Annotated in this window: 21 protein-coding genes; 5 read left to right on the top strand and 16 right to left on the bottom strand. The window is 51.0% G+C overall.

Translation table 11 applies throughout. From position 1 onward, the window contains the following. Positions 1-41: 41 nt before the first annotated feature. The 4 genes from otnI to ubiD all read right to left on the bottom strand — a co-directional run bounded on the left by otnI (position 42) and on the right by ubiD (position 3,967). On the bottom strand, positions 42-833 hold the full coding sequence (gene otnI / locus UNDYM_RS10190; RefSeq protein ID WP_162040941.1) for a 2-oxo-tetronate isomerase: 792 nt from the start codon (positions 831-833) through the stop codon (positions 42-44). A gap of 10 nt (positions 834-843) precedes the next feature. After that, positions 844-1,803 carry a bile acid:sodium symporter family protein gene (locus UNDYM_RS10185; RefSeq protein ID WP_162040940.1) on the bottom strand — a complete coding sequence of 320 codons (960 nt, stop codon included), beginning with the start codon at positions 1,801-1,803 and terminating at the stop codon, positions 844-846. 126 nt (positions 1,804-1,929) lie between these two features. Further along, a complete protein-coding gene (locus tag UNDYM_RS10180) occupies positions 1,930-2,421 on the bottom strand; it encodes a thioesterase family protein (RefSeq protein ID WP_232063920.1) in 492 nt (163 codons plus the stop codon). Between the two features lie 61 nt (positions 2,422-2,482). Beyond that, positions 2,483-3,967, bottom strand: coding sequence for a 4-hydroxy-3-polyprenylbenzoate decarboxylase (ubiD, locus tag UNDYM_RS10175; protein ID WP_162044549.1), 1,485 nt, complete (start codon positions 3,965-3,967; stop codon positions 2,483-2,485). A 487-nt stretch (positions 3,968-4,454) separates the two neighbouring features. Between ubiD and UNDYM_RS10170 the strand changes: the two genes are divergently transcribed. Further along, positions 4,455-5,411: a transglycosylase SLT domain-containing protein gene (locus UNDYM_RS10170; protein WP_162040939.1), complete on the top strand. Its 957-nt coding sequence runs from the start codon at positions 4,455-4,457 to the stop codon at positions 5,409-5,411. A gap of 90 nt (positions 5,412-5,501) precedes the next feature. Here the strand turns inward: UNDYM_RS10170 and UNDYM_RS10165 are convergent, their stop codons facing one another. From UNDYM_RS10165 to UNDYM_RS10140, 6 genes are all read right to left on the bottom strand, one after another. Next, positions 5,502-6,668, bottom strand: coding sequence for a pyridoxal phosphate-dependent aminotransferase (locus UNDYM_RS10165; RefSeq protein ID WP_162040938.1), 1,167 nt, complete (start codon positions 6,666-6,668; stop codon positions 5,502-5,504). Between the two features lie 102 nt (positions 6,669-6,770). Next, positions 6,771-7,235 (bottom strand): transcription antitermination factor NusB, encoded by a 465-nt coding sequence (nusB, locus tag UNDYM_RS10160; protein ID WP_110253024.1) that lies wholly within the window; start codon positions 7,233-7,235, stop codon positions 6,771-6,773. 93 nt (positions 7,236-7,328) lie between these two features. After that, positions 7,329-7,826: a 6,7-dimethyl-8-ribityllumazine synthase gene (ribH, locus tag UNDYM_RS10155; protein ID WP_110253023.1), complete on the bottom strand. Its 498-nt coding sequence runs from the start codon at positions 7,824-7,826 to the stop codon at positions 7,329-7,331. A 100-nt stretch (positions 7,827-7,926) separates the two neighbouring features. After that, positions 7,927-9,045, bottom strand: coding sequence for a bifunctional 3,4-dihydroxy-2-butanone-4-phosphate synthase/GTP cyclohydrolase II (ribBA, locus tag UNDYM_RS10150; protein ID WP_162040937.1), 1,119 nt, complete (start codon positions 9,043-9,045; stop codon positions 7,927-7,929). Between the two features lie 168 nt (positions 9,046-9,213). Further along, positions 9,214-10,083, bottom strand: coding sequence for a PhzF family phenazine biosynthesis protein (locus tag UNDYM_RS10145; RefSeq protein WP_162040936.1), 870 nt, complete (start codon positions 10,081-10,083; stop codon positions 9,214-9,216). 20 nt (positions 10,084-10,103) lie between these two features. Then, positions 10,104-11,093 (bottom strand): XdhC family protein, encoded by a 990-nt coding sequence (locus tag UNDYM_RS10140; protein ID WP_162040935.1) that lies wholly within the window; start codon positions 11,091-11,093, stop codon positions 10,104-10,106. A gap of 167 nt (positions 11,094-11,260) precedes the next feature. On the opposite strand from UNDYM_RS10140, the gene UNDYM_RS10135 reads away from it, so the two are divergent. After that, positions 11,261-12,778 (top strand): peptide MFS transporter, encoded by a 1,518-nt coding sequence (locus tag UNDYM_RS10135; protein WP_197740994.1) that lies wholly within the window; start codon positions 11,261-11,263, stop codon positions 12,776-12,778. A gap of 49 nt (positions 12,779-12,827) precedes the next feature. Here UNDYM_RS10135 and UNDYM_RS10130 read toward each other — a convergent pair whose 3' ends face one another. Beyond that, entirely contained in the window at positions 12,828-13,688 is an 861-nt protein-coding gene (locus tag UNDYM_RS10130) for a DUF1653 domain-containing protein (protein ID WP_162040933.1), read from the bottom strand. A gap of 463 nt (positions 13,689-14,151) precedes the next feature. On the opposite strand from UNDYM_RS10130, the gene UNDYM_RS10125 reads away from it, so the two are divergent. The 3 genes from UNDYM_RS10125 (at position 14,152) to UNDYM_RS10115 (ending at position 18,252) form a co-directional block, all read left to right on the top strand. Continuing rightward, a complete protein-coding gene (locus tag UNDYM_RS10125) occupies positions 14,152-15,441 on the top strand; it encodes an MFS transporter (RefSeq protein WP_162040932.1) in 1,290 nt (429 codons plus the stop codon). Positions 15,442-15,610: 169 nt separating this feature from the next. Then, positions 15,611-17,863: an OPT family oligopeptide transporter gene (locus UNDYM_RS10120; RefSeq protein ID WP_162040931.1), complete on the top strand. Its 2,253-nt coding sequence runs from the start codon at positions 15,611-15,613 to the stop codon at positions 17,861-17,863. Between the two features lie 119 nt (positions 17,864-17,982). Further along, entirely contained in the window at positions 17,983-18,252 is a 270-nt protein-coding gene (locus tag UNDYM_RS10115; protein WP_162040930.1) for a hypothetical protein, read from the top strand. Positions 18,253-18,483: 231 nt separating this feature from the next. Here UNDYM_RS10115 and flgL read toward each other — a convergent pair whose 3' ends face one another. The 5 genes from flgL to UNDYM_RS10090 form a co-directional block, all read right to left on the bottom strand. Further along, positions 18,484-19,710: a flagellar hook-associated protein FlgL gene (gene flgL, locus UNDYM_RS10110; RefSeq protein WP_162040929.1), complete on the bottom strand. Its 1,227-nt coding sequence runs from the start codon at positions 19,708-19,710 to the stop codon at positions 18,484-18,486. Between the two features lie 8 nt (positions 19,711-19,718). After that, the gene (gene flgK, locus UNDYM_RS30305; protein ID WP_197740993.1) at positions 19,719-21,977 is read right to left on the bottom strand and encodes a flagellar hook-associated protein FlgK; all 2,259 of its coding nucleotides are present in this window, start codon (positions 21,975-21,977) and stop codon (positions 19,719-19,721) included. Between the two features lie 115 nt (positions 21,978-22,092). After that, complete coding sequence (gene flgJ / locus UNDYM_RS10100; RefSeq protein ID WP_162040928.1) at positions 22,093-23,001, bottom strand: flagellar assembly peptidoglycan hydrolase FlgJ; 909 nt, start codon at positions 22,999-23,001, stop codon at positions 22,093-22,095. Between the two features lie 9 nt (positions 23,002-23,010). Next, entirely contained in the window at positions 23,011-24,099 is a 1,089-nt protein-coding gene (locus UNDYM_RS10095; protein ID WP_304941431.1) for a flagellar basal body P-ring protein FlgI, read from the bottom strand. A 71-nt stretch (positions 24,100-24,170) separates the two neighbouring features. Continuing rightward, positions 24,171-24,836: a flagellar basal body L-ring protein FlgH gene (locus UNDYM_RS10090; RefSeq protein WP_162040927.1), complete on the bottom strand. Its 666-nt coding sequence runs from the start codon at positions 24,834-24,836 to the stop codon at positions 24,171-24,173. Between the last annotated feature and the right edge of the window lie 36 nt (positions 24,837-24,872).

The raw sequence follows: 24,872 nt of genomic DNA, 5'->3' as shown, positions 1-24,872 counted from the left end.
AAAGCAGTCATCGCGACTGCTTTTTTACATGGTGCTATCGATTATTTCAACCAGGGCTTGACCCAGGATAAGCCTTCTGAAGTTCCTGCACGTGGCCGGTACTCACAACCTATCCAGCCCTGATAGCCCAGTTCATCAATCAGATCAAACAGATAAGGGTAATTCACTTCACCGATATCCGGTTCATGCCGGTCTGGTACGCCAGCTATCTGTATATGACCTATGCCTGCATGCTTGCGTGACATATCACGGCGCAGCTTGGTGGCGACATCACCTTCGACGATCTGGCAATGGTAGATATCAAATTGCACGCGCAAATTCTCTACGCCTATCTCCTGGCAAATCTCTTGTGCCTCATCTTGCCGGTTCAGGAAAAACCCTGGTATGTCGCGGGTATTGATGGGCTCTATAAGGATGGTGATGCCTTCCCGCGAGGCCAATAAGGCAGCATAAGCAAGATTGCGCAAATAAACAGCGCGATGCCTTTCCCTGTCCTGTTCAGGCTGTATCAATCCTGCCATGACATGCAAATGCCGGTTACCCAGCACGCGCGCATAATCCAGCGCAGTATCAAAAGCTTGCTTGAACTCTTCTTCCCGGCCAGGCAGGGATGCTATTCCACGCTCACCCAGCGCCCAGTTGCCTGGCGAAGTATTGAACAAGACTTGCTCCAGCCCGTTAGCAGCAAGCAGATCTTTCAGTTCAGTAGCAGCATAATCGTAAGGGAACAGGTATTCGACGCCCTTGAAACCATCTTTTGCCGCAGCGGTGAAACGTTCATTAAAAGGCAACTCTGTATACATCATGCTGAGGTTGGCAGCAAAACGTGGCATGACTGACTCCTTATCTTTTAGCGTAATGTTGCGCCATGAAGGCACATACCATCAACTGTAGCTGATGAAACAGCATCAGTGGTAATAAGACCATACCAAGGGCATGGCTGGCAAATAAAACTTTGGCAATCGGCACGCCACTGGCCAGACTTTTCTTGGAGCCGCAAAACACAATAGTGATTTCATCTTCCTTGTTGAACCCCAGGCGGCGGCTGATGAAGGTAGTCAAAGTCATGATAATCGCCAGCATCAATGCGCTGATACCCAGCAGGCTGGCCAGCATCAGGGGCGGTAGTTGCTGCCACAAACCTTGTACAACCGCTTCACTGAAGGCCACATATACCACCAGCAAAATCGAGCTTTGATCCACCATGGTCAACGTACTCGCATATTTTTCCATCCAGGACTGCAACCAGGGCCGCGCCAGCTGTCCGGCGACGAAGGGCAATAAGAGCTGGCAAACTATCTTCAGCATCGCGTCGAGTGAAGAATGACTTTCACCATGGGCGACCACAACCAGACTGACCAGCAAGGGGGTCAGGAATATGCCCAGCATATTACTCAGCGACGCGCTGCAAATGGCTGCAGGAACATTGCCGCGCGCAACAGAGGTAAACGCAATCGACGACTGCACAGTCGAAGGCAATACGCAGAGAAACAGTATGCCTATATATAACTCTGGTGTAATCAGGGAGAGCAGCAAAGGCTTCAATGCCAGGCCTATCAAAGGGAAAATCGCGAAAGTGCATGCCATCACCAGCAAATGCAGTCGCCAATGAGTCAAACCAGCTATCACGGCCTGGCGCGACAATTTGGCACCATGCATGAAAAACAGCAAGGCAATCATGCCAACAGACAAATGATCAAAGCCTGACGCGACTACGCCACGTGCAGGAAACAGACTGGCCAGAGTGACGACGCCCAATAGCAGCAAGGTCATGTTATCGGGTAAAAAACGCGGGCGTTTCATGTGCAGGAAGCAAGAAATAGAAGTAATTGATTGTACTTGAATAATGCTTCTTGCTTGCCTGCATGTCGCCGCCATACTGCAAAGCGTAGCCTGAGTCCAACAAAAGCCTGATCGGCCCCTGCTCACCTATTCGGTTGAGAGTGATGCCGATGGCACCACCGCTGGTAAATAGATATCGCAAAACTCAGGCGGCATGCGGCGGGCACGTCCACTGCTGAGCTCTATACAGACCAAATCCCAGCGCCCCCGTAGCACCGTGGCACCATCACTGTCACGTATCAATTGAAAACGCCTGTCCATGGTGAGTTTGCCATCACTGGCAAACAGCCAGGTCGCCAGCGTCATTGATTCACCAAGCAAGGTAGGCAAGACATAGTCATACTCACCACGCCTGATCGCCATGGCGCGGTCCAGGCGATGATAGTCTGCGAGATTCAAACCCAATGCCTCAGAATGCCCCCATGCGACTTCTTCACACCAGCGTACATAAACTGCGTTATTGGTATGATTCAAACCATCGATATCACTTTCTTGCGGTTTCACTGCCCGCGTGAACGGTTGCGGATAATCCCAAACCATGGAAGCACCAAAAGTCCCTAAATCAACTGAAACACTCATATATATACACGCAAAAATTTAATCGCTAAAACACCGGAGTTACGAGCCACTTACCAATCACTCACAAGCCCAGTTCTTGCCAGATCTGATCTACCTTCGCCTTTACTTCTGGCGTCATTTCTATCGTCGTGCCCCACTCACGGCTGGTCTCGCCCGGCCATTTATTGGTCGCATCTATACCCATCTTGCTGCCCAGGCCGCTGACGGGTGAAGCAAAGTCCAGGTAATCAATCGGCGTATTATCGACCAGCGTGGTATCGCGCAAGGGATCAACACGGGTAGTGATCGCCCAGATCACTTCTTTCCAGTCGCGAATATTGACATCTTCATCCACGACGATAATGAACTTGGTATACATGAACTGGCGTAAAAAACTCCAGACACCAAACATGACGCGTTTGGCATGACCGGCATAAGCTTTTTTCATTTGCACCACGGCCATGCGGTAACTACAACCTTCTGGTGGCAAATAAAAGTCCGTGATTTCACTGAACTGCTTTTGCAGCAGAGGAATGAAGACTTCGTTCAGCGCCACACCCAGTACTGCAGGTTCATCAGGTGGTTTACCTGTATACGTAGAGTGATAAATAGGATCACGGCGCATGGTGATGCGGTCTATCGTGAAGACCGGGAACCAATCTTTCTCATTGTAGTAACCGGTGTGATCACCATACGGCCCTTCGAGCGCATGCTCATAGCCGCTGGGGTGATTTTCATCAGGATAGATATGCCCTTCCAGCACGATTTCTGCTGACGCGGGCACGCGCAATTCGCTGCCGATTGCCTTCACCAGCTCAGTACGGCTACCGCGCAAAAGCCCGGCGAACTGGTATTCAGACAAGCTATCTGGCACCGGCGTCACGGCACCTAATATAGTAGCCGGGTCGGCACCCAAAGCAACGGCGATGGGGTAAGGCTTGCCTTTATTGACGATGCTATGCTCACGAAAATCCAGCGCACCACCGCGATGTGCCAGCCAGCGCATGATGACTTTATTGCGGCCCAACACCTGCTGTCTATATATACCCAGATTCTGACGTTTTTTATTAGGGCCTTTGGTAATCACCAGACCCCAGGTAATCAATGGCGCGACGTCACCAGGCCAGCAATGCTGTATAGGTAAACGGGCGAGATCAACATCATTTCCTTCCCAGACTATCTCCTGGCATTTGGCACCGCGCAGCTCTTTGGGTGACATGTCCCAGACTGCTTTGACCAATGCCCCCATGCCCAGAATTTCTTTAAAACCTTTGGGTGGTTCCGGTTCTTTCAGTGCTGATAAAACATGGCCGATCTGGCGCAATTCGCTCAGGTTTTCTGCCCCCATGCCTAGTGCTACGCGGCGTGTCGTGCCAAATAAATTACCCAGCACTGGTATGGTGTGACCAACAGGTTTGGTGAATAAAAGAGCCGGACCTGCGGCACGCAAAGTGCGGTCGCAAATCTCGGTCATTTCCAAATGTGGTGAAACAGGCAAGTCCACCTGTTTTAGTTCGCCTTTTTCTTGCAGTTGAGAAATAAAATCTCTCAAATCAGAATATTTCATCATTTTTCGCTTTTTCGTATCTCTGCACTAGTCGCACTAGCAATTTCTGCCAAGTGCTTGATTTTATTGAATTTTGCTGCGCCGCAGCACAATTCATTATACATAAAAGTAATTATTTTCCAGTTTGATAGTGTTGACTTGATATAAAACCGCCCCTACAATTCGCCCAACTTGATGAAGAGGTTAATGACTTCCGCCACTTTCGACACAAAGAGAGTTTCGCCAAACGGTAACATCATTCACGGGGATCGGGCCCCACATAACATTGTAAGGATTGTTTTCAAAAGGCGTCTGCCTTATCCCGAAAATAGTTGTTTGTCACTGGACACACCATGAACAGGTTCGACGGGCCTGATTTGACAAACGACTCCGGCGTCTTGCGATCACACTGGTGACGAGGACGATGTTTCTGATTCGCGGAAGTAGGCTCTATGCATTTGACTTTTCATTAAGTTGAATGAGGCATCGCGAAGATTCAGGAGGTAACATGATTCAACGTTTTATTTTAGCTGTACAACAAAGTAGTTTTTCTTCAACGGACAAGCGCAAAGCGCTTTTCATGGTAGCGCGTGATACAACCAGTGGTTTTTTCACCACCCTGCGCAACCTGCTGACACTCACTGGCATTATTGCCATGGTCGTTTTGGTCATGATGTATGTCAAACCAGAACTGACAGACAAATTCAAGGGATTATCACCCTATGCTGAAGCTGGCGAAGAGCCTGCAGAAGCCGTAGCAGCCGTACCAGCGCCAAATCTTGCGCAACTGATGCAGGCACCAGGCCAGGCCAATTCTGAAGCAGGCTTGCAAAAAGTAAGCGCATCTGAAGAAGAAGCAAAAATGCTGGGCAATCAACGTCAGCAACAATGGGTAACCAACTGGCTGGCCAAGCGCTACCGCGTTGCCAATGATGCGACCAATATGCTGGTATCTGCCGCTTATCTGACCGCCAAGGAAATCAAGATAGACCCTTTGCTGATACTGTCAGTCATGGCGATAGAATCCGGCCTGAACCCATTTGCCGAAAGCCCGGTTGGTGCACAAGGCTTGATGCAAGTCATGTCCAAGGTACATCATGACAAGTTCCAGGACCTCGGTGGCGTTAAAGCTGCCCTGAACCCGGTTGCCAATATCCGTGTTGGTGCATTGATATTGAAAGACTATGTCACCCGTGGTGGCTCTGTTGAAGCTGGTCTGAAGATGTATGTAGGCGCAGCCGATTCCGACAATGATTCTGGCTATGGCGCACGCGTATTGAATGAATACAAGCGCCTGAAAGATGTATCTGCCGGTAAAAACGTACCTACCGTATTTAGTGCCCCAGCACCTGCTCCTGCCCCAGTACAGGCACGCCCGATTGAGGCCGCTCCTGTACACAAGCCTGAGGCAACAGAGGCCAAGGCGACGATAGAGGCCAAAAAAGATCAGGTTGCAGCACTGTAAGCCTGACCTTTGATAAAAAAGCCGTCTGATTTTATGATCAGACGGCTTTTTTTATTGCTCTAAGCAATTGTTTTTGGCGACTTGCCTTAATTATCTGTCAGCCAAAAATTTCTTCAACCTGGCCACTGCTTCCTGCAAATTCTCCAATGAATTGGCATACGACAGACGCACATACGATGTTGCAGTAGCCGGGCCAAAATCCTGGCCGGGTACGATCACGACGCCAGCTTCATTCAATACCTGCTTGGCAAAGGCATCTGCATCGTCGGTAAAACTGGAACAATCGGCATACACATAGAATGCGCCGTCGGGCATGACAGGAATACCAAAGCCAAGCTCACGCAATGCAGGCACGATATAGTCGCGACGGCGCTTGAATTCTGCCTTGCGCTCTTCATAAATGGCGATAGTCGCCGGTTCAAAGCAAGCCAGGGCAGCGTACTGGGCAATTGAAGATGGGCAGATAAACAGGTTTTGCGCCAGTTTTTCCAGTGCAGGCACGATACGCTCAGGCACCACCAGCCAGCCAAGACGCCAGCCTGTCATATTGAAATATTTGCTGAAGCTATTGATAACGACCACATCTTCATCCAGCGACAGGGCAGAAAATGGTGCGCCATCATAAGTCAGCCCCTGATAAATCTCATCGACAATGCTGAAACCGCCCAACTCTTTGACTGCAGCGACTATCTTGCCCAACTCTTCATGTTCTATCGAAGTACCGGTAGGATTTGAAGGCGAGGCCAGCAAAACGCCACTACTGCGCTCATCCCATTGCCGTTTAACGATTTCTTCAGTCAGTTGAAAGCGGTGATCCGGCCCGCTGGCAATGAGTTTTGCCCTGCCCTCAAATGCTGCGACAAAATGGCGGTTGCAGGGATAACAAGGGTCTGGCATCAGCACTTCCCTGCCCGGCTCGACCAAAGCCGCACATGCCAGCAACAAGGCAGCCGATGCACCAGCCGTCACAATAATGCGGGAAGCTGGCACATCAAGATCAAACACATCACGGTAATGCTGCGATATCGCCGTTCGCAATGCTGGTAGACCCAGGGCAGAGGTATATTGCAAACGACCAGCAGACATGGCCTTGGCAGCAGCATCAATCACCGCTTGCGGCGCGGTAAAGTCTGGCTCGCCTATGCCCATATGTATGAGATGGCGGCCCTGCCTCTCCAGTTCTGCCGCCATTTTCATGAGTTCCATCACATGGAAAGGGGCGATATTGTCCAGTCTTGCTGCGAGATTTTGATGCATGGCACTTCCTAAAAACTCAGGCTGAAAAAAAACCGCCTTATTTATTTTCAAAATAAGGCGGTAGATACTTTTACAAATATGCTCAGTAACTTGGTCAGTAACTTACTTACCCGCTGCAACCTCAGTCGCGCGTAGCTTTGCTGCCAGTTTGTCGAGTACACCATTGACATACTTGTGACCATCCAGACCACCAAAGGACTTGGTCAACTCTACCGCTTCGTTGATGACGACGCGGTAAGGGATTTCTATGTGGTTCTTCAATTCATAGGCACCAATCAACAGCGCTGCATGCTCGATAGGTGACAACTCAGCAATGCTGCGATCGATCAAAGGAGCAATTTGCTCGCGCAATTCTATGGATTGTTTGATAGCACCATGCAACAGGGAATCAAAATGCTCTCTGTCTGCCTTCTCAAAACCGTGAGCTTCACGGATATGGGCTTCAATCGCGCCGGAATCTTCATTATTCAGCAGCCATTGGTACATGCCCTGCAAGGCAAATTCGCGCGCACGGTGGCGTGGCGAACGGTTCTTGCTGGGATTGGCGTGTAGGGTTTTATTATTCATATCTTCTCTTACTAACTTATCTCACTAACATGGAGCTGGGTAATCATCGTCCAGGCTCGAACTTAAATCTACATTCAAGCCCGAGCAAGACAATCAGGCATCGTAATGCACATCTTCCGTGGCTTCTGCCAGTTCTTCCAGGGCCAGGGTCAGGTTGGCCATTTCTACGGCAACGCGGGCAGCATCACGGCCTTTTTCCTGCATACGCACCTCGGCTTGCTCATCATTCTCTGTAGTCAGGATGGCATTGGCGATAGGGATGCCGGCATCCAGGCCAACGCGGGTGATGCCAGCGCCCGATTCATTAGATACCAGTTCAAAGTGATAAGTTTCACCACGGATGACTGCGCCCAGAGCGATCAAAGCATCGAATTGATTGGTTTCTGCCAGTTTTTGCAAGGCCAGTGGCACTTCCAGTGCGCCTGGCACAGTCACGTGCAGAATGTCTTCATTGAGTACGCCCAGCAATGACAATTCCGCCAGGCAGGCATCCAGCAAGCCCTTGCCGATATTGTCATTAAAGCGTGCCTGTACGATACCTACACGTACGCCTGCACCATCCAGATTTGCTTCGTAATGTCCAACTGTCATAATATTCTTTCTTGCGCTTTTCGCGCCTGATGTGATGTGAGTGATGAAAATGCACTAAAAAGACCGCTGGCGACACTGCTACGGCCTGGCACTCTCATCCTTATTTGTCTGCGCACGGCTTATCGAGATACCCAACAACTTCGAGATTAAATCCTGTCATGGACGGCATCTTACGTGGATTGGCCAGCAATTTCATCTTGCCCACGCCTACATCCTTCAAAATCTGTGCACCTATGCCGTAATTGCGCAAGTCCATACGCGCAGCCCGGCCTGCGGGTTTGGTTTCTGGCGTATCAAGTGCCTTGAACTGGTCAAACAACTGTTCTGCAGTCTCGCCACAGTTGAGCAGGACGATAACGCCGGAATCTGCCTTCTTGATAGCTGCCATGGCCGCCGCGACATTCCATGAATGCGTGGTAGCCTGGCTTTCCAGCAAATCGATGATGGATACCGGCTGATGCACACGCACCAGAGCTTCTTTTTCGCGTGTAATATCGCCATGTACCAGCGCCAGATGAGCAGAGCCACTGGGCTTGTCGCGATATACCAAAGCCTTGAAGCTGCCATGCACGGTATGCATTTCACGCTCGGCCACACGGTCAACTATGCTTTCTGTCTGGCTACGATAATGAATCAGGTCGGCAATTGTGCCTATCTTCATGTCGTGTTCTTTGGCGAACTCTATCAGATCAGGCAGACGGGCCATGGTACCGTCATCCTTCATGATTTCGCAAATCACGGATGCTGGTGTCAGGCCAGCCAACTCTGCCAGGTCGCAACCGGCTTCGGTATGACCAGCACGCATGAGGACGCCGCCTCTTTGCGCCTTCAGCGGGAAAATATGGCCAGGCTGGACGATGTCAGCAGCAGTAGACTTCTTGTCAACCGCAACCTGTACCGTACGGGCACGATCAGCGGCAGAGATACCGGTGGTCACGCCTTCAGCGGCTTCTATTGACACAGTGAAGTTGGTGCCAAAGGAGGTGCCGTTGCGACTGGTCATCATGGCCAGGTTCAACTGATCACAACGTTCTTCAGTCAAAGTCAGGCAAATCAGGCCACGGCCAAACTTGGCCATGAAATTGATAGCTTCCGGGGTAACAAACTCGGCGGCCATGATCAGGTCGCCTTCGTTTTCTCTATCTTCTTCATCAACCAGTATCACCATGCGGCCAGCGCGCAATTCGGCAACGATTTCCTGGGTAGTAGACATGCTCATAGGGGAATATCCTGAACCAGGCCACAGACGCAATATCGTCAGGCCACTGGTTTTTCAGTGCAAATGAATGAAGTCGCTATTTTAAAGGATTTACGCCTGCTCTTCCCGTGCTTTATGCCTATTTATATGCTGCCCGGCTTGATTTAAGCCTGATTCAGAAGGATTTTTCTAGATTTGCAGCTGGCCTTGTGCAATTTCTATCACTTTGCCCCCTACCCGTATGCTCTTGTCTGTCGCCACATCCAGGTAAAGCTCGCATGGACGCCTGACTTGCGTACCCTGAGCTATCAGCATGCTGACTGGCAAATCACGCCCCTGATGCTGCCACCAGCCACCCAGGTTGGCGCATGCAGAACCTGTACCCGGATCTTCGGCAAAGCCGCCGCCCTGCTTGGCAAAGAAATAACGCGCCGTTACGGACAGACGCTCGTCTTCTGACGTTGGCTCATTAAAAGCAAATACATAGACAGACTTGCGCCCCAGGCTATTGGCAGGCCAGATCGGCAACTTGCTGACGTCTGGCGTGGCACGCAAAACTGCATCCCGTGAATTCAGGGGTAGCAGCATTTGTTCGCTACCAGTGTTGATCCACAGCGGCACAGAATGAATGTCGCCTTCATCCAGACCCAGTAAAGAAGCTGCTTGCGCGGCAGAAAGACCACTGGCTTTGACCACCGGATCGCCTTTATGAGGCGTCGTCAGTGTCCAAATACCATTCTCAAGACGCAGATCAACCAGGCCTGCCTTGCATTCCAGCGAAATCTGGCTGGAATTGCTGAGGCTGCCAACCACCTGCGCCGAACCCAGACTCGGATGCCCGGCAAAGGGCATTTCTGTGTCTGGCGTGAAGATACGCATCCTGGCGGTAGCGATGTCTGAGGGTAATACAAACACTGTCTCAGACAAATTGAATTGCAGGGCCAGGGCCTGCATTTGTTCGTCTGACATGCCTGTGGCATTTTCAAATACACATAGCGGGTTACCGCCGAGGGTTTCTTCGGCAAACACATTCAAGAGACGAAAAGCGTAGTTAGTCATTATTCTTTTTCAAAAAAAAATCAGGCTAGCGTGGATTTGGCATGGGCGACATTGACTTCGGCAGGCAGCAGAATGCGATTTTTTACCGCCGTCAATTCAGCCAGTATGGAAATCGCAATCTCGGCTGGTGTCTTGCTACCTATATACAAACCTATGGGGCCATGGAGTTTTGCCAGTTGTTCGTCATTGAGGTCAAACTCTTTTAATCTCTCGCGTCGCTTGGCATTGTTAATGCGCGAACCTATGGCACCGACATAAAAAGCATCAGACTTCAAGGCTTCCATGAGGGCCAGATCGTCCAGTTTAGGGTCGTGCGTCAGGGCGACCACGGCGCTGCGGCTATCCAGTTGCATTTCCAGTACCAGATCGTCTGGCATGGCATGAATCAATTGCACACCCTCGACTTGCCAGCCACTGCGGTATTCTTCACGCGGATCGCAAACCGTGACCTGATAATCCATACCGACTGCGATACTGGCCAAAAAGCGTGACAACTGCCCTGCCCCTATGATGAGCAAGCGCCAGCGCGGGCCGTGTACTGTTGTCAAGGCATCTTCGGTAAACTGCAATTGCTGGCCCGGGTCGGCCCTGCCAAGTGTCACTTCACCGGTACGCAAATCCAGGCGTCTGGCGAGCAATTCATGTCTTTGCAAACCCTGCAGCAAGGCATCAAGCTGGCTGCGTGCAGATAAAGGTTCTATTGCCAGTTCTATCGTGCCGCCACAGGGCAGACCAAAGCGGTGCGCTTCATCGGCGGTAATGCCATAGGTGACTATCTCTGGCAAATGACGCTGCATGCCTTCACGCTGCACTCTTTCTATCAAGTCGTCTTCTATGCAACCGCCAGAGACAGAACCCACTACCTGGCCATTACCTGCAATAGCCAGTGTCGCGCCTTCAGGCCTTGGGCTGGAACCCCAGGTCTTGATGACAGTGACCAGTTCGCAGGCTTGCCCTGCCTTGATCCATGCATCACAGGTTTTTAGTACTTCGAGATCTATGCTGTCCATTGCTTCCTATGATCTTGTTGATTCAGATTTAAACTGACTTGACTATCATTCATTTTCGCATGTTTTTGACTTTGACCTTTCCCATAGAAATTATCTATACAAATTGTCTTATTTCTCGTATTTCTTTGCTTTACAATGCCTGCCAGACCACCACTCTGGAGACCACCTTGTCCACAATCAAACAAAGACTGGCTGCCGTACCTGAAGGCGCAGGCGCATTGTTTTTCATACAGATTTTTGCCACCCTGGGCTTTGCCGTACTGTATTCCACCCTGGTGCTGTATGCGACCAAGAAGCTGGGCTTTACGGCAAAGGATGCCACGGCCATCATGGGTGTGTTTGGTGCATTTAATTATGGCCTGCATTTGTTTGGTGGTTATCTGGCCGGTCGTTTTATCAGCAACCGCAACCTGTTTGTTGGCGGCATGATCCTGCAAGTCATAGGCTGTGCGACTATTTCTGTAGGTACTTCAGCCACCATGTACTGGGGCCTGGCATTTTTCCTGACGGGTAGTGGCTTGAATGTCACCTGCCTGAACCTGATGCTGACGCAACGCTTCAAACCTGAAGACAATCGCCGTGAAAGCGCCTTCCTGTGGAATTATGCGGGCATGAACCTGGGCTTTTTTATTGGCTTCACCGCTGCCGGTTATTACCAGTTGCAAGAAGACTATGCCAGCCTGTTCATCTTTGCCACCATAGGCAACTTCATGGCTATCGTGCTGGCAGCAATCAACTGGCGCAGGTTATGCGACCTGAACACGACCCTGCTTGATGCCACCGCAAAACAGTTCCGCTGGCGCTTTCTGGTCGGCCTCGCGGTCATGGCTGGCCTGGTGCCACTGGTTGAATTCATGCTGCACCGCGCTGAGATGACGGGCAACCTGGTCATGATCATCAGCATTGCGATTGCTGTCATTTTCATTATCCTGACTGCCATTCACAAAGAACCACGTGAACGCAATAATATGACGGCCTATGTCTTGCTGACCATAGGTTCGCTGGTATTCTGGACACTGTATCAAATGGCCCCGATGGGTCTGCAACTGTTTGCTGTCAGTAATGTAGATCGCATGGTCTGGGGTTATGAAGTTGCGCCGCAATGGATACAGAATATCAATAGCTTTGTCATCATGTTTGGCGGCCCGCTGATGGCGATGCTGTTCGACAAATTGCGTGCCAAGGGCTGGAATATCGATATTCCGCGTCAGTTCTCTGCTGCACTGATTATCATCGGCCTGGGTTTCCTTGTCCTGCCCATAGGCATAGCAACTGCTGCCAGCAACGGCCTGGTGGCTTTCAAATGGATATTTATCAGCTACATCCTGCAAAGCATTGCTGAGCTACTTATTTCGCCTATCGGTTATGCCATGATAGGCAAACTGGCACCGCGCCAGTATCAGGGTGTGATGATGGGCACATGGATGCTGGTAACAGGCACAGCATCTATCCTGGCCAGCAAATTCTCAGGCCTGATACCTGAAGCGACTGAAGGTCTGGCCTCATCCACCAATCCAACCTATAACTACATCTTCTCCGTGCTGGGCTGGAGTAGTGTCGGCGTGGGCATCGTCCTCATTGTCCTGATCCCTGTCTTGCGCAAACTGATTACAGATGGGCCCGCTAAGGAGGCATCGGCAGCAGCAAACCCGGTGACGCAGACTGAGCAGGCTAAACCGGCATAACAAGAAAAGCAACAGGCAAGGCGGGCACGATGAAATGTGCCCGCTTTTTTTATTCCTCGATGGGCGTAAAACGCATGACCTCTGCGCCATTGATCTGCAGCATTTCAAAAAAAAACGACCTGGGTCTGGTCCAGATGGAGCCATCATGGGCGCGATAAACAATGACGGGGCTTAAATCAGATTCTTGCGTTGCCTCGCACACCAGCTCATAAATCCCGCCTTTGTAGTGGCGAAAGCGTTGCACACCCTTGGTCTTTATCAAGGGAACCGGCGCAACATCAGCCGCAATCTCAGCCGCTCTGTGCTTTTTTAAGAATGCTGGCACTTTGGCTGCTGCCAGCTTGTTAATATCCTGTAGCAAGCGCGGGTCAATTGCGGAATAGCCATAACGCTGACCCAGCTCGCTGGCTATGCGCAGCATCAGATTTGATGCGACTTCTGCATCTGCCTCTGCCCTGTGAGCAGCACCTTTGAAACGTATGCCCATGGAAGCTGCCAATGGCCCCAATGAATAGGTGCTCAAGCCAGGGAAAACCCTGCGTGCCAGCTTGACGGAACAAATCACGCCGTCATGGGCAGGCCACAGGCCCAGCCTGTCACTCTCGGCCAACAAGAACTTTTCATCAAAACTGGCGTTGTGGGCAGCTAATGTGTCAGTACCGATAAACTCTACGAGCTCAGGCAACACTTCAGATACTGGCGGTGCTTTGTCCACCATGGCCTGGGTAATGCCTGTCAATTCAGTAATAAAGTAAGGGATACGCACATTGCTGTTGATGAGGCTGACATAACGGTCAACGATTTCACCACCGACGATGCGCAAGGCTGCCACTTCGGTAACGCGCCCTCCCTGGTCTGGTGACATGCCGGAGGTTTCAAAGTCAATCATGACTACTGGTTTTTCAAACATCATATTTTTTTCACTAGCGGGAACTTATGAAGAGCAATACAATCTATTCATATCTTGCGTCAATAAAAATTTTTGGCGCTGGGTAATTTTCTGATTCGATTTACATTCACTTTCAACCCTCAGGACTCGGGTAAATGCACTTTCAAACTACAGCGTCACTAGCAACACCGTGGTGCAACCAGGCTTTTCAGCACTGGCGACGTAGCTTTGCGCCTACCCCAAGCCCCATTAAGTTCGAATAGCTCTACGAGTTCGACTAATCTGCGCTAGCCGCCAGATGCTCCGATGATACGGTAGTAATCGCTGACAGTTTGTTCAGCCTTACCAGGCCAAACCAGGCATTACACATCATCCATCTTTGCTTTTTTTGCTACATCCTGATTGCGCATAGACGCCCAGACCTGTGTACTGCTATTCATCTCGTCAAGAATAAAGACACGGGCAAATTATTGTATTGCTCATTATGAAAAATAAAATTTTAGGACTGTTTTCGCTCCCGGAAAGGGATTTATTACGCGACCTTGTCTATCGGCGTCTCTGGACTTCGATACTGATCAGTTCATTTGGTGCCCAGGTCACCATGCTGGCCCTGCCGCTGACTGCCGCCCTGCTACTGCACGCAAGTGCCACCCAGATGGGCATGCTGACTTTCATGGAGATCCTGCCCTTTGTCTTGCTGTCGCTACCTTCAGGTGTATGGCTGGACAGGGTACGCAAGCTGCCAGTTTATGTAGTCGGAGAAATCATGATCTCCATTTCGGTCGCCAGCGTGCCTGTGGCCTGGTGGTTGGGTTATCTGAACATGACATGGTTATATATAGTCGGCTTCATGATAGGTATGGTCAACACCACGGCAGGTACGGCTTCCCAGATCGTGCTGACACAGATCGTGCCACGTGACCGCCTGGTAGAAGCACATGCAAAGAATGCACTGGCAACCTCAGGGGCAGAAGTTGCAGGCCCCGCCACGGCTGGTGCATTGATCAAGTTGCTGGGTGCACCAATAGCCTTGCTGGCTGATGCCATTCTTTTACTGACATCCGCTGTGATCTTGCGCGGCATTCATGTCAATGAAGTCAGGGAACCACGTGCAGATGCACACTTCTGGCGTGACTTGAAGGCAGGCCTGTCTTTTGTCGCCAATAAACCTCTGCTGATCGCGCTGGCCTTGACAGTAGGTGGCTGGCAGCTTTGCTATAACGCGGCCTTGGTGGTGCAAATCCTGTTTGCCACGCGCGAACTGGGTTTGTCTGAACAGGCAGTTGGTCTCAGCTATATGGGTATGGGTGTGGGCACCATTATCGCCAGTGTGTATGGCAGCCGCATCAGCCGCACTATCGGGCCGGGTCCCTGCATGGTACTGGGTGTGGCAGTCTGTGGACTGGGCTGGGGTTTGCTGGCCTTGGCACCGACCAATAACTGGGGTATCGCTGCATTTGGTTTCATGCTGATGTGTTTCTCCATAGGCGGCGTGCTGATCTTTATCAACTTCCTGGCCTTGCGTCAGGCAGTCACGCCAGAAGCCATGCTGGGCCGCATGACCAGCACCATGCGCTGGCTGATACTGATACCGGCAGGGCCTGGAGCCTTGATTGGCGGCTGGCTGGGCGAGCACATGGGCCTGCGCTATGCCCTGGGTTTTGCAGGTGTGGCAGCCTTGCTGCTGGCAACATTTGCGGCAAAAAATCCGATTATTCGCGGCATCACTGTCTTGCCACGCCTGAGCAAGCAGGAGGAGATGCAACAAGTTTAATGATGGCATTGCAAACAGGCTGAAAAAAGCGTGATAATGCGCGGATATTTATGTTTTTTCATCGTTCCCCTCAGGAGACAGAGGGGGATTGTTTATTCGCCGCGCTGATACAGACCACCCTCTTATTCAGCTTTTTTGACAACAAATAGGTAGACCAATGCCAACAGAAATGTCAACACCTGCTACCAAGCCGGGGTTCAAGCCCTACATCCCGGCCTCAGCCCAACTCCCCGAAATGACCGCAAGAGCCCTGATCATGGGCGTATTACTTGGCATGGTTTTCGGTGCATCATCCCTGTATCTGGTACTCAAGGTCGGTTTGACCGTCAGTGCCTCGATACCGGTAGCCGTGATTGCCATCACCCTGTTCCGTTTAAGCAATAAGCTGGGCGCGAAAGATGCGACCATCCTGGAAAACAGTATTACCCAGACCGCCGGTTCGGCTGGTGAATCCCTGGCTTTTGGCCTTGGTGTGACCATGCCAGCCATCCTGATTCTGGGTTTTGACCTGGAAATTTCCCGCGTCATGCTGGTCGGCTGCCTCGGTGGCTTGCTGGGTATTTTGCTCATGATCCCCATGCGCAGAACCATGATCGTGGAAAAGCATGATGAACTGAAATACCCCGAAGGCACGGCCTGTGCCGAGGTATTGAAGGCCGCAGCGACCGATTCTTCGCGCGAAGCTGCCGGCGAAAAGAACAATCCAAATGCAGCAGATGATGCCAGCAAACGTGCGGCGATTATCTTTGGTGGCTTTGGTATTGGCCTCTTGTACAAGATTGCCAACGTTGCGCTCAAAGGTTGGAAAGACACGCCTGAAGTCGTATTCGGTGCGCCACTCAAAGGTGGTTCCCTGGGTGCAGAAGTCTCCCCTGAACTGCTGGGCGTAGGCTATATCATCGGCCCGCGCATTGCTGCCGTTATGGCCGCTGGTGGTGTCATGTCTTATTTGCTGCTGATCCCGATGATCAAGTTCTTTGGTGATGCATTGAGTGTGCCTCTGGCCCCTGGAACCAAGCTCATCAGTGAAATGAGTGCCCACGACGTGCGTGGCGCTTATATCCTGTACATCGGTGCTGGCGCTGTAGCTGCCGGCGGCCTGGTCAGTTTGGCACGCGCTATGCCTACGATCTGGCGCAGCCTGTCGGCTGGTTTGTCTGGCCTGGGTAAAGGTGCTGCAGCAGCTACTGCGCCACTGCGTACTGACCAGGATATCTCGATGAAGTGGGTAGTCATCGGTGCGCTGGCCATTATTGCTGTCATTACATTTGCGACACCACTGCACATGAATTTCCTGGGTGCCTTGCTGATCCTGGTGTTCGGCTTCCTGTTTGCCACCGTATCGTCCCGTCTGACAGGTGAGATAGGTTCTTCTTCCAACCCTATCTCTGGCATGACGGTAGCGACCCTGCTGTTTACCTGCCTGATCTTCCTGATCATGGGCTGGACTGGTGGTCAATACTATGTGACTGCCCTGTCTGTCGGTGCGATCGTCTGTATCGCTTCCAGTAATGCTGGTACCACCTCACAGGATTTGAAGACCGGTTACATCGTTGGTTCGACACCGCGTTTGCAGCAATATGCGATCTTGGCAGGTGCACTGTCTTCTGCCCTGATTCTTGGCCCTATCCTGTTGAAGTTGAATGACTCTGGCACTGTGTATGTACCAGCAGCACAGGTTGCTCCTGCTCTGCAGACAGATGCATCGAAACTGACTGACACTGCACAACTGCAAGGCCCACAAGCTGATACAGATAAAGGAACATACAAAGTCTGGCACAAGAATGACAATGTCGGCGGCCCTGCTGGTAAGTACTTTGTCGACAATGCAGGCAAGGCTGTCTATCTGGTCGATCCGGGTATCAATGGTGCTTACAACAAACGACCTGATGGCACTGAAGTCAAGAAATACGATGCGCCGAAAGCCGTGCTGATGTCTTACATCATCAAGGGTATCCTGGACAGGCAACTGCCCTGGACCCTGGTCCTGTTTGGCGTGATGATTGCGCTGGTACTGGAAATGGCAGGCATCCCGTCGCTGGCCTTTGCGGTGGGTGTGTATTTGCCGCTGTCATCGTCTGCCCCGCTGTTTGTGGGTGGCATGATACGCTGGGCGGTAGATCGTCGTAATAACAAGCTGGAGCACAACAAGCACCTCAGCGAAGAAGAGAAACAGGCAGCGGGGGACCGCAGTTCTGGTGTCTTGCTGTCATCTGGCTATATCGCCGGTGGTGCGCTGGCTGGTATCGTCATTGCATTCACGGCAGGTATCCTGACTGATTTTGACAAGAAAATCGGTGACTGGGCGACAGCAAACAATCCCTTCTTTGAAGGTGTCAATGCCAACGCCTTGTCCATGATCCCCTACGCGTTGATCATCATTGCGCTGTATTGGGTTGCACGGGAAAAGAAAACTTCCTGACGCCAAGAGTTGAAATCTGAAAGGCTTGATTGCTTGAAACAATCAAGCCTTTTTATTTTGCCTGCGGCAGAATGATCGAGACCAAGTACAATATCTGAAATAATTTACCGGAAATAACCATGTCTGCACCTCAAGCCGCCGTCGATTGCAAAAACCAACCCGTCGTTCTGGGTGATATCGTCCGCGTAGTCAATCTAGACAAAAGATTTATCAAGAGTTTTCCTGAAGATGAACGCATCCTCATAGAATCGATGATAGGTCAGTTTTTCAAGGTCATTGCGATTGATGAAGAAGGCGCACCTTGTGTCGTGCGTGAATGGCATGACGAACGCGGTATCCTGCAAACCCATGTGATTGCACTGGATGCAGAAGATATGGAAAAGATTTAAGCATCAGGATGGCATGAAAACAAAAAAGCAGCCCAGGCTGCTTTTTTGTCTTTATACATAAAGATCAGAGTTTGTTAGAACGTGTTTACGATCTGTAGCGAGCGAGCGTCAGCGGGGTGAAGAGCAGCACAAAAAAAAGCGAAATGTACTTAAGTACATGAGCATTTTGAGCAGCACATGAGCCCCCATAAAGCACAACCCGCGCTCGCGCTTAAGATCGCAAGCACGTTCTTAGCGGATATAGTCAAACAGAGACAAACCAGATGTCTTGACGAAGGACTGTTGAGCTGCCTGCAAGGTAGTTTGTTGCTGATTGAGTTCAGTAATCGCCTTTGCATAATCCAGGTCCAGCAAGGCAGACAAATCCTGTTTGTAGGCAACGCCCTTGGCATCCCCCTCACTATCGAGGTTATCGAGCTCTTGCAGACTGGTGCCCAGTTGTGCGCGTGCGGTCAGTACATTATTCAAAGACTTGTCGATATTGTTATTGCCTTGTGTCAGCGCTGCCGTCAAATCTTTTTTTGCTGCCGCCGTACCTGCAGGCGTATTCAAGGCATTGATGATATCGGTGACAGTTTCAAAGATATTTTGATTGCCTGGCTGTATTGAAAACTTGTCGTTTGGGCCAGGCGCAGCAACTGGTGGGCCACCCGCGTTGGTGACATTCAAATCTATACCATCAAAGGTAACCGTCGCGCCGCTGACATAAGGGGTCAGAGGAACAACAACCGCACCCGTCGTTTTATTGGTAACGGTAAATGAAGTACCCAGATTATCAAACGCCACTTCGTAATTATTACCCGTCAGATTCGCTGAGGTAGGGGTATTGATCGCCGCCGTAGCAACTGCAGTACCTACATTGGACGGATTAGACTGTACATTGAACTGACCAGCCGATGTACGGATATTCTGGAAAATATCAATGCCAGGGCTACTGAGGGGTATTTGCCTTGAGGTGTCTGCCTGGATAAAGCGCTGCCCCTGGTCACCATTATAAACAGCGCTACCCGCAGTCTTGGTATAAGGCGCGGTAGTCGTATTGAATCCAGAAAACAAGTAATTGCCAACGCCATCAGTCGCATTTGCCTGCCCAAATAACTGGTCCAGATTACCTTGCAATTGCTGGGCGATAAATCCACGATCGGTATCGTTGTAGGAGCCATTACCTGCCTGCACAATCAGCGCCTTGATATTGTGCAAGGTATCAGTAACATTGCTGAGCGTACTTTCAGCAACGCTGAGATTATTCTTTGCAGCTTGCCTGTTAGTGGCAAACTGGGTATTAAGTGAATCTGACTGCGAAATCACCAGCGCACGTGCAGAAGCAATCGGATCATCTTCCGGTGTCAATACACGACGGCCAGCAGCGATTTGCTGTTGAGTCTTGTTCAAACCGTACTGCAGATCGCTAATATTGGAGCCGCCCGTTTGATAAATAGTACTGGTACTGATACGCATAATAACCTCTATCTGCCCAACGCCAATAAGGAGTCAAACAATGTACTTGCAATTTGCATCAACTTGCCTGCCGCCTGATATGCCTGTTGATAGCGCAATAAGTTGGCAGCTTCTTCATCAAGGTTCACACCTGATTCAGTTTGCTGGGCAGTGATATTTTGCGCCAGCAATTTTGTTTCTGAAGCACTGGTAATTTGCAATTCATGCGCCTTGTTACCCACCAGGCTGACAAACTGGGCATAACCACCCTGGAAGGTGGTAGTACTACCACCTACGGTATTTTTTGTTTGCAGATTACTCAACAAAACCGCATTACGGTTATCACCTGAGCCATTGGTATTCGGGGCAATATTAAACACATCGCCATTGGCAGGATTACCTGACACAGAGAAGCTGAAGCCGTTATAACTGATCGTGGAACCAGATGTATAAGGTACTGCCGTCCCTGCCGGATATGTTGTCGATACGCCCGCATTGGTCACCGTGACATTGGCAGTCGCCGGGAAACCAGTGAGCGTGTTACCAGCGGCATTATATGTCAGCGTGCTTGGTGCTATCGGCAAAGCCTTGGATACCGTAAACACATCACCATTGGCTGGCGGAGTAGCACCATCCTTGATGGAAAAGCTGATACCGCTAAAACTAATCGTTGCACCACTGGTATAAGGCACAGTCGCTGGTGGCGGATAGCTCGTCGTGACCGCGCCAACTTTAACCGATACCGTTGCACCCGCAGGGAAACCGGAAATAGTATTCGCTGGAGAAGCAAATGTCAGGTTGACTGGTGCATTCAGGGTCGAACCAACATAAGAATCATCGGCAGTTGCAGGGCTAATCGTCGCCGTTGCAGAATTGCTGGCAGATGCCACCTGGGAATCGGCAACACCAACGCTGATTTTGCCCGTACCAGTATTGGTGGTCGGGAAAGATGTCGTCAAAGGTCCAGCTGCGGCCAGTTTGGCAGGGTCTTGAATCGCCACCGCAAAACTGGAGCCCCCTGCCACTGTCGGCCTGATCAGGAATTCATCGCCTGCCGCCGGAACTGCCGCTGCCGGTGGTGGGGCCAGTTGAAAATTAATACCGTCAAACTTCAAAGGCAAAGTTGCAGAAGACTGCGTTGCACCATCAGACAAACGGGTAATTTTATAATTGCCGCCCACAAATTGCAGGCGATAGTCGCTGGTCGTCAAGGCAGTTGTATCAGTGATAGACGCATTGATCGCAGCTGTAGACGTATTGAGCGAGCTTGGTGTTGATACAGGAGCCGCAACGGTAAAGAAGTCACCACCAACCTGCCCGTTTAAATCCAGTCCCAGTTTTTGCTGGTCGTTGAATTGCGTCGCCAGGCCTATCGCTATCCTGCCTATGCTGTTTTTGGCGACATCCAGTGTACTGGAACGGAAGTCGAACAAGCCGCCAAGTTTGCCGCCGCCAAAACTATTTTCAGGCAACAAGACTGAAGAACCGTTGACAAGGTAAGAAACTTCAATACGGCTGGGGTCGGTCAGTGACTGGCCTACTTGCAACTGGGTCACATTGCTGCCAAGTACCAGTGGCTGACCATTGCCAATAAACACATTATATTTTTCGCCCTGCGGCACTACGCTGACCTTGGTCAGTTTGCTCAGTTCAGTGATCAGTTGATCCCTTTGGTCCAATAAATCATTAGGCCCACTGGCACTATTTGAAATACCCTTGGCTCTTTCTATGGTGTCATTCAAACTGGCTATTTGTGAAGCATAGCTATTGATGGCACCGACAGTCGTACCAATTTGGCCATTGACGTCGTCAGCGATCTGGTCGAGACGCGTTTCCAAACCATTGATGCGGCCAGCCAGCGCTTGTGCTGACGACAATGCGGCCTGGCGCGCAGCTGCGCCAGCCGTACCATTAGGGCTGGCAGCCAGATTCTGGAAAGCCTTGAAAAAATCTTGCAAAGCAGGTGTCACACCTGCAGTGGGGTCTGCCACCAGGTTATTGATCTGGCTGATCTGGCTGTAATACACATCAGCCTGGTTTTTTGTTGATTGGGAAGCATTGACCTGACCAGCCAGGAAAGAATTGTACTGGCGCTGTATCTGCGTAACCGACACACCTTGCCCTATAAATGAGCCGCCCAGATTTTGCGGTTCATTTGCTGCTTGCAGGATAGTTTGACGGCTATAGCCAGGAGTTGACGCATTGGCAATATTATGACCGGTCGTCGCAATGCCCAGCTGTGCAGCGGACAGTGCTGATTGCCCAATACCAAATATATTTGAACCCATAATTGAACCTGCTCTTTTGCTAAGTTAGCCACCCAGTGCTATCAATCATGTTTTCGGTGCGTTTCGGTAAAACTTTAATCTGACTGCACTTTCACTGGGGAAACCTATGGTGAAATTACGTAGAAAGGGAATTTTTGATAATCTTTGTCAGCTTGTTGGCATACTCAGGGTCAGTCGCATAACCGGCTTTTTGCAGGCCCTGGGCAAAGCTCGTTGCATCTTTGGCATTAGCCATCACGTTTTCATAACGCGGATTCTTGGTGATCAATTTAGCATAGTCCTTGAACGCATCGGCATAAGTATCATAAGCCTTGAACTTCTCTACCCTGCGCTGGGCTACGCCATTCACATACTCTGTTGTAACTGCATCAACTGTCTTGCCTTTCCAGCCCTTGGTCGCCTTCATGCCAAAGATATTATGGCTGGTCGAGCCATCCACGGTCTTGATTTCACGGCGTCCCCAACCACTTTCCAAAGCGGCCTGGCCCAGCATGAATTTGGCAGGGATGCCGGTTTCCTGGCTGGCCTGCTCAGCATGGGCAGACAGTTTTTCCTGGAACTCGCGCACGTGATTTGGTCCAGTAAACGCGGTTTTTGGCGCATTCGCGGGCATTTGCTCGAATTTGAGATTGTCCAGGTAAGTGTTGATGCCGCGTACGCTGGCAGGGTTGCTCAAATTACCTGAACCGGTGGCAGGGTCTGCTTCCAGCGCCAGGTTCATGGCATTATTTGATAACTGCCTGACCAGCACATCTCCCAGGCCCACGCCTTTCTTGGCCATGGTCTGAGACAATTGCTGATCCAGCATGGAGGTATACATACGGCTTTGCTCACTGTCAAACAAACCGTCCTGCCCACCCGCCTGACGCATGGATTTCAGCATGACGTTCAAGAACAGCGCCTCAAACTGCTGGGCTGCGCCCTTGATTGCCTCGGGCGAATTATTCCTGGCCGACTGTTTGAGTTCATCCAGCCCCTTGGTGTCAAAGGCTGTTTTATCGCTGAAATCGGTGCGCCCTATCATCACGATTCCTTAGATAATTTCCAGGTCTGCACGCAAGGCACCGGATGCCTTGATGGCCTGCAATATGGCCAGCAGATCTTGCGGTGTCGCACCGATGGCATTGAGTGCCTTGACCACCTCAGCCAGAGATACTCCAGCCTTTAGTATCATCAATTGACCCGCATCTTTCGAGATCGTGACGGTTGAATTAGCCGTAGGTGCTGTTTTTCCGGCCGCCAGTGCATTTGGTTGGCTGACCGTATTGTCAGTATTGATGACGACAGACAGATTCCCATGGGCGACAGCACAGGTTTCCAGCGTCACTGCCTGGTTCATGACGATAGAGCCAGTTCTGGCATTCAAGATCACCTTCGCGGCCATTTGCGCTGGCGTCACATCGATATTTTCCAGATTACCGAGAAAGCTCACGCGCTGATCGGCAGAGACTGGTGCTTTCACCTGTATCACACGACCATCCATGGCTGCTGCCGTGTCCGGGCCAAAGCGGCGGTTGATCGCATCCACCACCCGGCTGGCAGTGGAAAAATCCGAGCTGTTCAACTCCAGTTGTATGGTAGGCCCCTGGGACACTGAATTGGGTACCGCCCTCTCCACCGTCGCACCACCAGAAATTTTACCGACACTTAAGTGATTGACTTGCGCCTTGCTGCCGTTTGCCGAGGCGCCCACACCACCGACCAGCACATTACCCTGCGCCATCGCATAAATCTGGTTATCCGCACCTTTTAAAGGAGTCATCAGCAGTGTGCCACCGCGCAGACTTTTTGCGTTACCCATGGACGACACCGTGATATCCAGGGTCTGCCCGGGCTGGGCAAAAGCTGGCAAAGAGGTAGTCACCATGACTGCGGCCACATTCTTTAATTGCAGGCTGGTTCCCACTGGGATGGCGACGCCCAGTTGCTGCATCATGCTGATGATACTCTGCACTGTGAACGGGGTTTGCGTAGTCTGGTCACCACTGCCATCGAGACCAACCACCAGACCATAGCCAAGCAACTGATTTTGCCGCACGCCCTGTATTCCTGCCAGGTCCTTGATACGCTCTGCCCGACTTTCCGGCGCGATCATGGCAGTCATGACTGCCATGGCAAGCATGGCTGCCCTGATCATTCTGGAGGTGGAAAATGCGTTCATAAAACTACCCTGAGAGTTTGCTAAAAAATTCGCTATAAAGGAAGGAAGCTAAGGAAAAACCGCGAAAACATCGAACTCATTTCTGTCATATCAATCTTCGATGTAGAGCGATATTCAAATCGCGCATCTGCAACCTGCGTAGAAGCGACGACATTGCCTGCGGCTATCGTGGTGGGGTTGATCACACCAGAAAAACGCACGAACTCTGCACCTTTATCAAAGGCCAGTTGTTTCTCACCGCTGACCAGCAAATTCCCATTCGGCAGCACATCGATGACAGTGACGGCAATCGTGCCGGTAAAATTATTACTGGCCGTCTGTGCACCCTTTTCATCATATTTGGTCGATGAAGAAGTCGCCAGACTAGCCTGTGCCGTGGTCGTTGCCGGCACGCCAAATACCGTAGGTGCTGCGAAAGAAGCTGCGCCAGACTTGCTGTTGGACGCAGCAGCAGCCTTGCCCGCAGAAGTTTTCTCGACGATGGATATGGTCAGGGTGTCGCCTACCAGACGAGCCCGCGCATCTTCATACAAAGGGCGATAAGTGGCTTGCTGGAAAATTGCACCATTCGCCTGCTTTTGTGGCCTGGCTGACTGCGCCGGAATGGATGTGGGCTGGTGCACGATAGGTGGTGGCGTCATGGCGCAAGCCGTGAGTGCCAGCAATGGCAATAGCAGGGATAATTTTGTATAGGTCATGATATGTTCACCCACCAGGATACATCCGCATGGATG

Origin of the sequence: Undibacterium sp. YM2 (genome assembly GCF_009937975.1) — a bacterium.
GTDB lineage: Bacteria > Pseudomonadota > Gammaproteobacteria > Burkholderiales > Burkholderiaceae_D > Undibacterium.
This window is presented reverse-complemented; position numbering and strand designations above follow the sequence as displayed.

Excerpts from the sequence above, each read along its gene's own strand:
- otnI (WP_162040941.1), bottom strand. The coding sequence starts at position 833 with ATGCCACGTTTTGCTGCCAACCTCAGCATGATGTATACAGAGTTGCCT.
- UNDYM_RS10185 (WP_162040940.1), bottom strand. The coding sequence starts at position 1,803 with ATGAAACGCCCGCGTTTTTTACCCGATAACATGACCTTGCTGCTATTG.
- UNDYM_RS10180 (WP_232063920.1), bottom strand. The coding sequence starts at position 2,421 with ATGAGTGTTTCAGTTGATTTAGGGACTTTTGGTGCTTCCATGGTTTGG.
- ubiD (WP_162044549.1), bottom strand. The coding sequence starts at position 3,967 with ATGAAATATTCTGATTTGAGAGATTTTATTTCTCAACTGCAAGAAAAA.
- UNDYM_RS10170 (WP_162040939.1), top strand. The coding sequence starts at position 4,455 with ATGATTCAACGTTTTATTTTAGCTGTACAACAAAGTAGTTTTTCTTCA.
- UNDYM_RS10165 (WP_162040938.1), bottom strand. The coding sequence starts at position 6,668 with ATGCATCAAAATCTCGCAGCAAGACTGGACAATATCGCCCCTTTCCAT.
- nusB (WP_110253024.1), bottom strand. The coding sequence starts at position 7,235 with ATGAATAATAAAACCCTACACGCCAATCCCAGCAAGAACCGTTCGCCA.
- ribH (WP_110253023.1), bottom strand. The coding sequence starts at position 7,826 with ATGACAGTTGGACATTACGAAGCAAATCTGGATGGTGCAGGCGTACGT.
- ribBA (WP_162040937.1), bottom strand. The coding sequence starts at position 9,045 with ATGAGCATGTCTACTACCCAGGAAATCGTTGCCGAATTGCGCGCTGGC.
- UNDYM_RS10145 (WP_162040936.1), bottom strand. The coding sequence starts at position 10,083 with ATGACTAACTACGCTTTTCGTCTCTTGAATGTGTTTGCCGAAGAAACC.
- UNDYM_RS10140 (WP_162040935.1), bottom strand. The coding sequence starts at position 11,093 with ATGGACAGCATAGATCTCGAAGTACTAAAAACCTGTGATGCATGGATC.
- UNDYM_RS10130 (WP_162040933.1), bottom strand. The coding sequence starts at position 13,688 with ATGTTTGAAAAACCAGTAGTCATGATTGACTTTGAAACCTCCGGCATG.
- UNDYM_RS10125 (WP_162040932.1), top strand. The coding sequence starts at position 14,152 with ATGAAAAATAAAATTTTAGGACTGTTTTCGCTCCCGGAAAGGGATTTA.
- UNDYM_RS10120 (WP_162040931.1), top strand. The coding sequence starts at position 15,611 with ATGTCAACACCTGCTACCAAGCCGGGGTTCAAGCCCTACATCCCGGCC.
- UNDYM_RS10115 (WP_162040930.1), top strand. The coding sequence starts at position 17,983 with ATGTCTGCACCTCAAGCCGCCGTCGATTGCAAAAACCAACCCGTCGTT.
- flgL (WP_162040929.1), bottom strand. The coding sequence starts at position 19,710 with ATGCGTATCAGTACCAGTACTATTTATCAAACGGGCGGCTCCAATATT.
- flgK (WP_197740993.1), bottom strand. The coding sequence starts at position 21,977 with ATGGGTTCAAATATATTTGGTATTGGGCAATCAGCACTGTCCGCTGCA.
- flgJ (WP_162040928.1), bottom strand. The coding sequence starts at position 23,001 with ATGATAGGGCGCACCGATTTCAGCGATAAAACAGCCTTTGACACCAAG.
- UNDYM_RS10095 (WP_304941431.1), bottom strand. The coding sequence starts at position 24,099 with ATGCTTGCCATGGCAGTCATGACTGCCATGATCGCGCCGGAAAGTCGG.
- UNDYM_RS10090 (WP_162040927.1), bottom strand. The coding sequence starts at position 24,836 with ATGACCTATACAAAATTATCCCTGCTATTGCCATTGCTGGCACTCACG.